Source organism: Parasphingomonas frigoris, from assembly GCF_036663815.1.
In the GTDB taxonomy this organism is placed as follows: domain Bacteria; phylum Pseudomonadota; class Alphaproteobacteria; order Sphingomonadales; family Sphingomonadaceae; genus Sphingomonas.
In genome coordinates, this window is record NZ_JAXOJQ010000002.1 from 984,083 (window position 1) to 996,272 (window position 12,190).

A 12,190-nucleotide genomic window follows, 5' to 3' on the forward strand; every position below is an offset into this window, starting at 1 on the left:
GATCCGTGATGCGCCGCTTCCTGACCTTCGCCGCCGCGACATTGCTTGGCGGCACCGCGGTCCACGCCGCGGCGCCCCACCCCTTCTACCTCGGGGCCGATCTGTCCTACGTCAACGAGATGGAGGATTGCGGCGCGGTCTATCGTGCGGCCGGCCAACCAATAGATCCGTTTGCGCTGCTAAAGGCAAAGGGCGGCAATATCGTGCGGGTGCGCATCTGGAACGATGCCAAATGGACGAAATATAGCGATTACGCCGACGTGCTGAAGACAATCCGCCGTGCGCACGGGGCCGGACTCCAGGTGCTCCTCGACTTCCATTATTCGGACGATTGGGCCGATGGCGATAAGCAGATCGCGCCCGCCGCCTGGGCCAAGCTCTTGAGCGACGATCAGGCCAAGGCGCTGTATGCCTATACCCGCGACATTCTCGGGCGGCTGGCGACGGCAGGGCAATTTCCCGAGCTGGTCCAGGTCGGCAACGAGACCAACCCCGAACTGATGGGCGGCGTCAAGGACCGGCCGATCGACTGGACGCGCAACGCGCTGCTGATCAACAGCGGCGTCAAGGCAGTGCGCGATGCGGGCAAGGCGGCGGGCAAGGCACCGCGCGTGATGCTTCATATCGCGCAGCCCGAGCATGTCCTGCCATGGTTCGATGCGGCGACGGCTGCCGGCGTCCGCGATTACGACATCATTGGCGTCAGCTATTACAGCAAATGGTCGACGCGCAGCATCGCGCAGCTCGGCGAGACGATCGCTACCGCGAGGAAGCGCTATGCCGCCGACGTTATGGTGGTGGAGACTGCCTATCCATTCACCGAGGACAATGCCGACGCTTCACCCAATCTCCTCGGTGCGGATTCCTTGGTGAAGGGCTATCCCGCAACCCCGGCGGGCCAGCTCCATTATCTTGAGACGCTGACGCAACAGGTCGCCGACAGCGGTGGAAGCGGCGTGGTCTATTGGGAACCTGCTTGGGTCTCGACGCGGTGCAGGACACGCTGGGGCACGGGTTCCAACTGGGAGAATGCCGCGTGGTTCGATTACAAAAGGCATGAGGCGCTGCCGGCTTTGGATTTTTTGAGCCGGAGGTATCTGCCTGCGTTTCGATAGACGATGCTGCGGGTTAACGGCGAGACCCCCGATTCAGAGCTTGCGGCGAGAAGATGCAGGGCTTTCTCATCTATTGCGAGGTCTTTCCTGGCGTAACGGAGCAAGCGATGGCGAAAAACTGCGGTACCGCTGGATGAACGAATGCCTGAAGCTGGGATACCCGTTACTTGCCAGCTCTTGCCAATTAGCTACTGGAGAGCCGGACCGAGAATTGAGTGGGCGATCTTAGAAGCTTGTGATTTATCAGGGTTTGCGAAGACCACGAGGATCACACGAGCTTAACTGGAACCGCTCGACGCGAGCATGACAGAAACACGCTGCGTCATGCGAGCGACTGCACCGATGAGGAATGGGCTTTCGTCCGGTCATTATTGAGGCGAACCGGATCGGCACGTATCGACGGTACGAACCGCCCTTCGCCACCGGCCTAAGGAGACCGACGCTATGGTATGGGCGGCCTGAAAAAGGAAGGCAGGCCACAAAGTCTCGGTGCTAGGCCGCGGAAAAAAGGCGCAAAAAACCGCCTCGTGGTTTCCTGAGACGGTTGGTGTATGTGTTGGTGTTGGTGTGGTTGCGGGGACAGAAGCAACTGCACCCATGCAAGAACGTCCAAGCACCTATTAAGATAGGGATATATATCGAACCCGCATTAACGGAGTCTAAAAAAGAGAAATGTCCCTCTCCGTAAGGCCTGCGGCGGACCAGCAGGCGATCGGCCTCCTGCTGGCGGAATGAACGCCGGAAACCAATCCTCAGGTTGGATAAGAAATCGGTGGCCCCTCAATCAAATGATTTGGCTGGGCTTGCGCTAGGATCCGATACGCTCGGCTGACGAGCGGCCGATCCACCATCGCACCGTTCAGCGCCACGGCAGCGCCCGACGACGCCTGGTCCGCTTCGACGATGCGCCGCGCCCGAGCAACTTCCTCGGCGGTCGGTAGCAAGCCGGCATGGGTCGGGGCCACTTGCGTTGGATGGATGCACAGCTTGCCGTGAAAGCCTCGGGCCTTTGCGGCGCGGACCGCGTGTTCCACCGTTGTCGGGTCACGGAAATCTATCGTTACGCCGTCGATTGGCGCTGGAGCGCCACATGCACGCGACGCCATGACCAATTGCACCCCCAGATTCGTGATGACCTGTGGATCGGACACATCGAGGTCCAGCGCCAAATCGATCGTTCCGAAGGCCAGTCGGGCAATCCCCTCGGTCTTGAGAATGGGCTCCAACTCCAGCAGGGCCCGAGCCGTCTCGATCAGCGCGACGGTAGGGACGAGATCGGCCACTTGGGTCAGTGCCGCGCCCAGAACGGCCTTGGGAAGCATGATCCCGAGAAGGCCGGGCGCAGCCGAAAGCGCCAAATCGCCCTCGAACCATTCGGACCCCGCTTCGTTCATTCTGATCATCGCCTCGCGCCCGGACGAGAGCCAACTCAAGGCAAGTGACCGCCCTGCCTGCTTTTGCTCCGGCGCGACCGCATCTTCGAGGTCGATGATGACGATGTCCGCCCCCGAATCGCTTGCCTTGGCGAAACGGTCGGGACGATCCCCAGGGACGAACAAGAAGCTTCGCGCCGTCGCGATGCGCTTCCGCTGTTGCTCCCGCTTCATTGTAGTTGGTGATCCTCTATGGTGGAAATGCGTCAGGCCGCGATACCCGCCCGGTCCATCGCGCGTCGGTATGGAGCGAGGCAGGACAGCAGCGTCACGGCCGATAGAGCCGCCGCGATGCCCGCGACGCTCGAGATCGCGCGGCTGACGCCAAGGTCGCCGCCGAAGACCCGTTCGGTGACCAAAGCGACGATCGTTGAGCCGAGCCCGATACCCGCAAGGTTCAACCAGAACAGGTAAATCGCCGAGACTTGCCCGCGCATGCGATTGGGCGTGATCTCCTGGAACGCCGCCGCCGCGCCGCCATAGGGCATTGCGCCGCAAAACAGGAACCCGGTGACGAGCAATAGCGACACCTCGCCGGTCGGCATCAGCGGCGCCGCGACGATGAATGGCAATGCAGCGACCGCCGCTACGATCCCGATGCGGACATTGGCGTCGCGCGCGCCCTTCTCGCGCATCCGCCCCGCGAGCCAGCCGCCGAACAGCCCGCCGCACGTGCCCGCGATCGCGATGACGGGGCCATAGCTCCAGGCGACCTCACCGGGCGTCCAATGATAGGTGCGCATGAAATGCGTCGGTATCCACGCGACCGCGCCGTTCCACATCACGCTCTGGCAGCATAGTCCGAGGATCAGCAGCCCATAAGCACCGCGATGATCGGCGACCTGCCGGAGGACCGCCGGAAACGAAGGCGCTGTTGCAGTCGCGCTGGCGCCGTGCCGCGCGGGCTCACGCAGGCTCGCGACCAGCAGCGCCACCGCCAGCCCGGGGATGCCGACCAGCACGAAAACCTGTTGCCACGGCTCGAAATGGCCGAACGCGGTGTCGATCGGCGCGAGCTGCCCGAGCAGCACCCCGCCCGCGAGCGTCGCGATGGCCGGGCCGATATAGATGGCGCTCTGGTAGAAACTGAGCGCGCGGACCAGCCGCTTGCCCTCGAACTGGTCGGCAAGCATCGAATAGGCAGCGGGCGACAGGGCCGCCTCGCCCACACCGACTCCGATGCGTGCCGCAAACAAACCCCCAAAGCTATTGGCGAAGCCGCACGCCGCTGTCGCCATGCTCCAAACGCCGACGCCTACAGCGACAATGCCGGTGCGGCGCCGCTGGTCGATCAGGCGGGCAATCGGAATGCCCATGATGGTATAGAAGACCGCAAAGGCGAGGCCCTGGATCAAGCTCAGTTGGACGTCGCTGATGTGGAGGCTCGCGCGGATCGGTGCGACCATCAGCGTCAGGATTGAGCGGTCCACATAGGATAGCGTGTAGGCGAGGATCAGGACCGCGACCACGTACCACGCGTAGATACTCCCATCGCCCGGTCGTGCCGGGCGCGTCATGTCAGCCTCAATTCGGTCTTGAGGACCTTGCCGTTAGCGTTGCGGGGAAGCGCGTCGACCAGGGCGAGATCCTTGGGAATTTTATAGCTGGCGATGCGGCCGGTGCAGAAGCTGGCGAGGGCCTCCGTATCGAAGACCGCGCCCCCGCGCGGCACGACAAACGCCTTGAGCCGTTCGCCCCAGGTTTCGTCGGGGACGCCGATCACCGCGACGTCGGCGATGTCGGGATGCGCGAACAACACTTCCTCAATCTCGCGCGGATAGATGTTGACCCCACCGGAGATCACCATGTCCTTCTTGCGATCGACGATATAGAGAAAGCCCTCGTCGTCGCGTCGGGCCATGTCGCCGACCGAGACCCAGCCGTCGCGCACTGCTTTGGTGGTTTCGTCGGGGCGATTCCAATAGCCGTTGAACAGCACCGGACCACGTGCCCAGAGTTCGCCGACTTCGTCCGGGTCGCACACCTCGCCGTCCTCGCGCCGCACCTCGGCCTCGACATGCGGAAAGGTGGTGCCGACGCAGCTTTGCTTGCGCAGTTGATGCGTAGGTCGGAGATTGCAGACCAGACCCGTCTCGGTCGCGGCATAGAGTTCGTGCAGCACGGTCTCGCCGAAATAGGGAATGATCTTCTCCTTCATCGCCTGCGGCAAAGGCGCTGCATTCGCCAAGATCGAGCGGATCGGGGGACGTTCGTATTTGGCGAGCGTCTCGGGCGGGAGCGCGAAGATCATCTGGAAGTGCGTCGGCACCATGAACAGCCCGGTAATCCCGCCAAATTTGAGGCGTTCGAGCACCGTCTCGGGATCGAACCTATCGAGAATCTCGATCGATCCGCCCGCCGCGAGGATGCCGGTTGGGAAGCCGAGGCCGCCGCCATGATTCATCGGCGTCATCGCAAGGAAGCGGTCGTCCGGGCCAAAACAGCCGAATTCGGCCGCGCAGATAAGGCCGACGAGCATCCGCGACCTGTGCGACAAAACGACGCCCTTGGGCTTGCCGGTAGTGCCCGATGTGTAGGGGATGGTCCAAGCGTCCCATTCGTCGATCCGGGGGCGCTGTTCGGGAGCAATGGCGGTGGCCAGAAGCGCTTCGTAGGCCGGGCCGAACGTCACCACCATCACGCGCTCCGACGAAGGCCGGGCCGCGGTCTTTTCGGTCGACGCACCCGTCGACGGCGCAGCGTTGCTACCGTCGTCAATCAGGTACCCCGCCTTCGACGGGAAAGCAGATTTTCGCGAGATCGCCTGTTCAACCAGCTCGCGCGAATCGCCGTCGGCAAACACTACCCTGGCACCGCAATCCTCCAGCGCCTGGGCGATCTCCCCCGGCGCGAGGCGCGGATTGATCGTCGCGACCGCCGCACCGGCATCCGGCAGTCCCGCGACCACCTCGATGAATTCGGTTCGGTTGCGCGAGACGATCGCGACGACGTCTCCCTTCGCCACGCCCAGACCGATCGCCGCGTCGCGCAGGCGCCCGACCCGATCCGCCAATGTGCAGAAATCGGTCGTTCTGACACCGTCGAGGATCGCAACCTTGCCCGGATCACGCGCCGCCGCGGCACGAATCGCCGCGCCGAACGTCATCGACCGAAAGGTCTCGGGCAACGTCACCGCGGCAGCTTCGTGAAGACCGCCAGCGCATTCTCGCGCATCATCCTCGCATGGCTCGCGGGTCGCATCCCCAGCTCCGCGACTTCGGCCACCGCGCGCTCGGGGTCGATCACGGGCCAGTCGGTGCCGAACAGTACCTTGTGGCTGCCATAGCTGTCGGCATAGCGGACATACTGCTTGGGCCAGTGCTTGGGCGCATAGGCGTCGCCGGCGGTGTAGATGTTGGGATGTTTCCAGCACATCGCGATCATCTCGTCGGTCCAGGGGACGCCGATGTGGATGCCGATGATCGGCAGATCGGGGAAATCGATCGCCACCTGATCGAGCAGGATCGGCCGCGCCACCGATGGGAGGCGGCGTTCCTTCGAGTAGACGAGGTTCTGGCCGACCTGCATCATGATCGGAATATCGAGCTCGCAGCATTTCGCGTAATACGGGTAGATCTGCGCAGCGTCGGGAGCACAGGCGAACCAGTGCGGATACCAATGGGCGCCGACGAACCCGTACTCCTCGACCGCCTGGGTCAAGTCGCGCAGCCCCTGCATGCCGCGCGTCTGGTCGATCCCGGCGAGCGCCGAGAAGCGATCGGGATGCTGTGCGCAGATATCGGCGATGACCTTATACGGAATCTCCCACGATCCCTTCACGTTGAGGTCACCCGCGCGCACCGCGATCAGCAGCGAGCGTTCGATCCCGGCGCGGTCCATCTTCTTCAGATACGCGTCGATCGAAACGCCGTTGAACATTTCCGGCGGCATCCGCACCTGCCGCTTGAAGTCGTCGTCGAGGCCGGTCCAGCCATTCTCGACCGCTTCGGGTGTGTAGATGTTGCAGACGATGTCGATATAGCCGGCCATTAGTTGAGCGCCTGTTCAGCTTGGAGGCGACGGACGGCTTCGCGGCCGACCGACGAGGTCTGGAGCGGCGCGATCGCGTCGAGCGCCGCCGCCTGCGCGGCCGGGGTCGCGTCGCTGCGATAGAACAGCTCCCACGCCCCCTTCTCCACCGCGTTGAGGATGCTCCCGCGCGGATACCCCGCGCCGGCGGCGGTCCGCTCGGCGAGCGTGAGCGTCTCCGCCAGCCGGACGTCGAGCGCGCGCGTATCGCGCGCGGTCACGACATCCTTGCCGACCATGACGTCTCCCTTGGGATAGGCCTGATGATCGCGTTCAAACGCGTAATATTTGCGATCGAGATGCGGCAGGCCAACGCCGAAAAAGTCGAGCGGCGCGCCGGCAGCGACATGGACGCCGCGCAGCTTGTCGGGCGCAGGGCCGCCCTCGGTCCAGCCAGTGATCGCGCCCATATAGTCGATCGCGGTCGCGCCTTCGCCACCCGCACAGTGATCCATGCCCGGCACCATGAAGAGGCGCGCGAAGGTCCGCGTCGCCGCGGGCCCGTCCATCGTCTTGGTCATCGTCTCGTAATAGTCGACCGTCGGCGGCGCCATCACCGACTGGTCGGACCAGCCCTGGACGAGGATCAGCTTGCCGCCATTCGCCTTGAACGGGCGCAGGTCTGGGTTGTTGGGGTTGACCATCGACTCGATCGTCGCCGGATCGCCGCGCCCGACGCCCAGATCGAAAATCGGCTTCCACGCCTCACCGGGGAGCGGGGCATTGCGGATGTAATTGCCGATCCAATTGAGTTCGGACCCCTTCATCGCGCCGCGCCACTCATACATTTTGTGGAGCATCGCGATCTGCTGCGACGTCAGGCAGCCGCGGAGGTCGCTGGTCTTGCAGGCGAGATCCTCGGGCTTCCAGCGGCACGTCCGCGGGTCGCCGATGAGCCCATCCTTGATCCCGTCATTCCCGTCGCACGCATGGACGACCGCCTGATGCACCAGGATCGCCTTGCGGTTGGGCAGGATCGGCGAGCCGTCGGGATTGGTGTTGAAGGCATCGACATCCGATACCGTCGCAGCCTGCTTCAGGCCATAGGGTGCCATGCTGGCAGGCGCGATCGCGACGATGCCGTCGAAGTCCTGCGGGAAACGCTCGGCTTCGATCATGCCCTGGCGGCCGCCGGTCGAGCAGGCGAAGAAATAGCTTTTGTTCGGGGAGCGATCGTAGAAGGCCGTTGCGATCGCCTTGCCCGCGACCGCCGTCACGTGCGTCGCACGATAGCCGAAGTCGACCAGTCCCTGCAGGTTGCTGTCGACCCAATTGTTGTCGACCAGAGTCGATGTGTGGCCCATGTCGGTGATAAGACAGGCATAGCCGTCGCGCAGATGCGGTCCGCACGCCAAATCGGTCGCGACCGAACCGCAACTCCCGCCACAACCACGCACGAGATAGCGGCCGTTCCAGTGATCGACGGGGAGATACATGCCGAAATTGTTCGTCGGGTTCACATAGCCCGCGATCGCGCAATAAGCCTGGCGATCGGGCTTGGCGCCGACATAGGCCGCCTTGGTGACCCAGGTCGCGGCGCCCTTCAGGCCCTGGAAACGCCCACCCGCCAACGCCTCGCAGCGATCGGCATCTAGCACGATCTTGGCTGCCCCTCCTAACGCCGCAGTCTGCTGGGCGAGTGCTGGCGTCGCGAAGCCCATCACCAGCGCCAAAACGAGGATCAGCCGCCGCATCATGCGGTCTTCCAGTTCGGAACGCGCTTCTCGCGGAAGGCGGTATAGCCTTCGCGACCATAAGGCTGCGTGCGGTTGTAATGCGCGAATGCCTTCAACTCGAGGGCCGCGCCGTCGGCGACCGACAGGCCGTGACCATCGCGCATGATCCGCTTCAGCGCGGCGAGGGTCGCGCGCGGTTTGTCGGTCATCGTTCTGGCATAGGCGATCGCCTCGTCGCGCAGGACGGCGAGCGGTACCGACTTGATCGCGAGCCCGATATCTACGGCTTCCTGGCCCTTATACCATTTTGCGCCCCAGAGGATTTCCTTGGCGCGCTGGTCGCCAACGCGCCGCTTCAGTCGCAGCGTGACGGCGGCGGGGACGACGCCGGCGTCGGTGTGCACGTCGCCGACTTTTGCCTCGTCCGCGACGATCATGAAATCGCAACCGAGCGAGATCTCGAAGCCGCCGGCGCGCGTGTAGCCGTTATTCGCGACGATCGTCGGAATATCGAGATTTTCGAGCCGCGTGATGATGCCGTTGACACGCGCGACGATCACATCGAAATAATCAAGATCGCCAAATGCTCGGTCAAGCAATTCCAAGTCGAGCCCGACGCAAAAGGCGCGCCCCTCGCCCGTCAGGATCAGCGCGCGGATGCTCTCGTCGGTCTCGCAATCTGTCAGCACTGCCTCGATCTCGTCGAGCCGGGCCTCGGTAATGCCGTTTAGATTGTCGGGCGTCGAAAAGGTCGCAATGGCGATTCCGTCGACTTTTTCATGGCGTAGCGTAGTGAAGGTCATGACGTCTCCTGATCTACAATAGATACAAGCCGCATCCCGCTAGGGGAGCGCGATCTGCCGCCCTGCCCGCATGCCGGGTGCCCGTATGGCGGTTGAAGCCGTTGGCGGAGTTGCGACGAATGCAGCCCCGCAGGATGTACCGGGCATGTCCACGCTCTACGACAAGCTATGGTCGACGCACGTCGTCGCTTCCGAGCCCGGCGGTGTCGATCTGCTCTATATCGACCGCATGCTGCTGCACGAGGTATCGAGCCCACAAGCGTTCGCCGGGCTGCGCGACGCCGGCAGGGTGCCGCGCCGCATCGCGCCGTTTCTGGCGGTCGCGGACCATGCCGTTCCAACCCACCACCGCTCGCGACCGATCGGCGACCCCCAGGCGCGCGCGCAGGTCGCGTTGCTCGAAGCGAACTGCGCGGCAGTCGGCATCGACTATCTGCCACTCGACGATGTGCGGCAGGGAATCGTGCATGTGATTGGGCCGGAACAGGGCTTCACGCTGCCCGGCACGACGCTTGTGTGCGGCGACAGCCACACCGCGACCCACGGCGCCTTCGGCGCGCTCGCCTTCGGCATCGGCAGCAGCGAGGCAGAGTGTGTCCTGGCGACACAGACGCTGCGCCAGAAGAAGGCCCGCACGATGCGCGTGCGCATCGACGGCGTGCTCGATGATGGCGTGTCCGCAAAGGACCTCGCGCTGTGGCTAATCGGCCGGATCGGGGCGGGCGGCGCGGTCGGTCATGCGATCGAATATGCTGGCTCGACCGTAACCGCCATGTCGATGGAGGCACGCATGACGCTGTGCAACATGAGCATCGAAGCCGGATCGCGTACCGGCCTGGTCGCGCCGGACGCAACGACGTTCGCTTGGGTCGAGGGGCGCCCCCGAGCGCCGCGAGGCGCCGGTTGGGACAGCGCACTCGCGTATTGGCGGACGCTGTCCAGCGATGACGACGCGGTGTTCGATGCCGAGGTGACGATCGACGCGGGCGCCATCGCCCCCCAGGTGAGCTGGGGGACGAGTCCGGATCAGGTGAGCAGGGTTGACGGCGCGGTGCCGGACGATGCCGATGCAAAAGCGCTTGCCTATATGGGCCTCGCGCGTGGCCAGCGGCTTGCGGGTCTCGCCATCGATCATGTTTTCGTCGGATCCTGCACGAATGGCCGGATCGAGGATCTTCGCGCTGCGGCGCAGGTCGCGCGAGGACGGCAGGTCGCGCCAGGCGTGCGGGCGATGGTTGTGCCAGGCTCCGGCCTGGTGAAGCGTCAGGCGGAAGCCGAGGGTTTGCGCGCGACGTTCGAGGCGGCTGGGTTCGAATGGCGCGATCCGGGCTGTTCGCTGTGCGTCGCGATGAACGACGACCGGCTGGACCCTGGGGAGCGCTGCGCTTCGACCTCGAACCGTAATTTCGAGGGGCGGCAGGGCGTGGGCGCGCGCACGCACCTGATGAGCCCCGCGATGGCGGCAGCTGCGGCCGTGACGGGATACATAACCGACGTCAGGACATTGAGCCGCACATGATCGAGATCGTCGAAGTCTCCGCGCGCGATGGACTGCAGAACGAGCGAGAGCAGTTTTCCACCGCGCAAAAAATTGCGTTGATCACACGCATGGTCGCGGCCGGCGCGCACCGGCTCGAAGTCGCAAGCTTCGTCCGCGCCGACCGCGTCCCGCAAATGGCGGATGCCGAGGCCGTGATCGACGGGCTGGACCTGCCCGAAAACGTAACCACTATCGGCCTGGTAATGAACTTACGAGGGCTGGAGCGAGCGTTGCGGACCGCCATCAAGGAGATAGGCGCGGTCTGCGTTGCGACCGACAGCTTCGCGCGCGCCAATCAAGGGCAAACGTCACGCGAATCTGCCCGGGTTGCCGCGCGTGTCGTCCAGGAAGCGACCGCGGCGGGGCGACGCGCACAGGTAACCATTGGCGCCGCGTTTGGCTGTCCGTTCGATGGCGAGGTCGACCCTGAACGGGTTATCGCCATAGGACATATTCACCCAGGAGCTTCGGCTCAATTCCCATGAAGGCGATACGATCCGCTGGGTTATCGGCGCCAGCGCCGCTCGCAGCGAGGGGAGCCGTACATGCGTCAGCGCGCAATGCGCGCCCGCGCCTCACTTCGACACCATTACAATGGATACGCGGCTCAACAGCACCACCCTTGGCCTGTTCGGTGACATCTCGATCCCGTTCGCGCAGCGGTGGGAGTTTTCGATTGGCGGCCGGCTGAATCGTGACGACATTGAACTCAAGCGCAGCAACTCTCGGGATATTGCCGATCTGACAGGCTCGAACTCGACTTCGCAAACCTATCCGACGGGCCGAATGGCGCTGGCTTACAAGTGGTCGGATGAGGTCCGGACGTATGTCTCGCTGGCGCGCGGCCACGCCACGCGCGTCTATCCGCTGTTTGGGTATCCGGTGAACGGCGTCGTGGCCGCCCCCTATCCCGCGGGGACCGGCTGGACTTATGAGGCAGGGATCAAGGCCAGCCTGGTCGATCATCGCCTTGAGCTCGATGCCAGCGTCTATCACAACGCGATCAAGAATGGCGTTATGACCTTCCTTGATCCTGCGCTGGGAACGTTCGGCACGACCTATCAGGATTACGACACCAGTGGCTTCGAACTGCAGGGCCGTATGCTCCTCACACAGGGGCTGACCATGACGGGCGGCGTCGGCTACACGCACAGCGAGCTTGGAGCCAATGGTGCCACCACCAACACCGTCGCGGGGAACGGGGTACCCAACACGCCGAAATGGACCGTCACGACCGGGCTACAATATAACAGGTCAGCCAGCGCCCTGGATCTGCCGGGTTCGTTGTCCCTCGGGGTGCAGTATCAATTCACCGGGAGGCGTCCCGCGGATATCGACGACTCGTTTGATCTGAAGCATTATCACATCGTGAACATGCGGGTCGGGTGGAAGAACGACAGCAATAGCCTGGAAATCTATGCCTTCGGGCGCAATCTTCTCGACCAACGCGCCGAAACGTTCGGTTCACTGTTCTTGGGCGTCGAAACCGTCGCGGTCGGACCGGGCCGGATCGCCGGGCTCGGGCTTACCAAGAGCTTTTGATCGCGAACATGTCGAACGTCGGGACTGCCGCCCCTGCCGGACTGGAGCGATG

10 protein-coding genes are annotated in these 12,190 nt (G+C 63.9%); 4 read left to right on the forward strand and 6 right to left on the reverse strand.

Features of this window, described 5'->3' with window-relative positions; all coding sequences use genetic code 11:
• Window positions 1-8 precede the first annotated feature (8 nt).
• Window positions 9-1,115, forward strand: a complete 1,107-nt coding sequence (locus tag U1872_RS10040) for a glycoside hydrolase family 53 protein (RefSeq protein WP_332792735.1) — start codon at window positions 9-11, stop codon at window positions 1,113-1,115.
• Window positions 1,116-1,867: 752 nt separating this feature from the next.
• On the opposite strand, the gene U1872_RS10045 is transcribed toward U1872_RS10040, so the two are convergent.
• From U1872_RS10045 to U1872_RS10070, 6 genes are read right to left on the reverse strand one after another with little or no spacing between them, the layout of a single operon-like run.
• Window positions 1,868-2,722, reverse strand: coding sequence for an HpcH/HpaI aldolase/citrate lyase family protein (locus tag U1872_RS10045; RefSeq protein ID WP_332792736.1), 855 nt, complete (start codon window positions 2,720-2,722; stop codon window positions 1,868-1,870).
• Window positions 2,723-2,754: 32 nt separating this feature from the next.
• Entirely contained in the window at window positions 2,755-4,065 is a 1,311-nt protein-coding gene (locus U1872_RS10050; protein WP_332792737.1) for a spinster family MFS transporter, read from the reverse strand.
• Window positions 4,062-5,681: a class I adenylate-forming enzyme family protein gene (locus U1872_RS10055; protein WP_332792738.1), complete on the reverse strand. Its 1,620-nt coding sequence runs from the start codon at window positions 5,679-5,681 to the stop codon at window positions 4,062-4,064. Before U1872_RS10055 ends, U1872_RS10050 begins: the two co-directional genes overlap by 4 nt.
• A complete protein-coding gene (locus U1872_RS10060) occupies window positions 5,678-6,538 on the reverse strand; it encodes an amidohydrolase family protein (RefSeq protein WP_332792739.1) in 861 nt (286 codons plus the stop codon). Before U1872_RS10060 ends, U1872_RS10055 begins: the two co-directional genes overlap by 4 nt.
• Window positions 6,538-8,274 (reverse strand): tannase/feruloyl esterase family alpha/beta hydrolase, encoded by a 1,737-nt coding sequence (locus U1872_RS10065; RefSeq protein WP_332792740.1) that lies wholly within the window; start codon window positions 8,272-8,274, stop codon window positions 6,538-6,540. Before U1872_RS10065 ends, U1872_RS10060 begins: the two co-directional genes overlap by 1 nt.
• The gene (locus U1872_RS10070; protein WP_332792741.1) at window positions 8,271-9,056 is read right to left on the reverse strand and encodes an enoyl-CoA hydratase/isomerase family protein; all 786 of its coding nucleotides are present in this window, start codon (window positions 9,054-9,056) and stop codon (window positions 8,271-8,273) included. Before U1872_RS10070 ends, U1872_RS10065 begins: the two co-directional genes overlap by 4 nt.
• A 145-nt stretch (window positions 9,057-9,201) precedes the next feature.
• Between U1872_RS10070 and leuC the strand changes: the two genes are divergently transcribed.
• The 3 genes from leuC (at window position 9,202) to U1872_RS10085 (ending at window position 12,138) form a co-directional block, all read left to right on the forward strand.
• On the forward strand, window positions 9,202-10,575 hold the full coding sequence (gene leuC / locus U1872_RS10075; protein WP_332792742.1) for a 3-isopropylmalate dehydratase large subunit: 1,374 nt from the start codon (window positions 9,202-9,204) through the stop codon (window positions 10,573-10,575).
• Window positions 10,572-11,081, forward strand: coding sequence for a hydroxymethylglutaryl-CoA lyase-like TIM-barrel protein (locus tag U1872_RS10080; RefSeq protein WP_332792743.1), 510 nt, complete (start codon window positions 10,572-10,574; stop codon window positions 11,079-11,081). The genes leuC and U1872_RS10080 overlap by 4 nt, the downstream gene beginning before the upstream one ends.
• A gap of 109 nt (window positions 11,082-11,190) precedes the next feature.
• Window positions 11,191-12,138, forward strand: coding sequence for a TonB-dependent receptor (locus tag U1872_RS10085; protein WP_332792744.1), 948 nt, complete (start codon window positions 11,191-11,193; stop codon window positions 12,136-12,138).
• Window positions 12,139-12,190 lie beyond the last annotated feature (52 nt).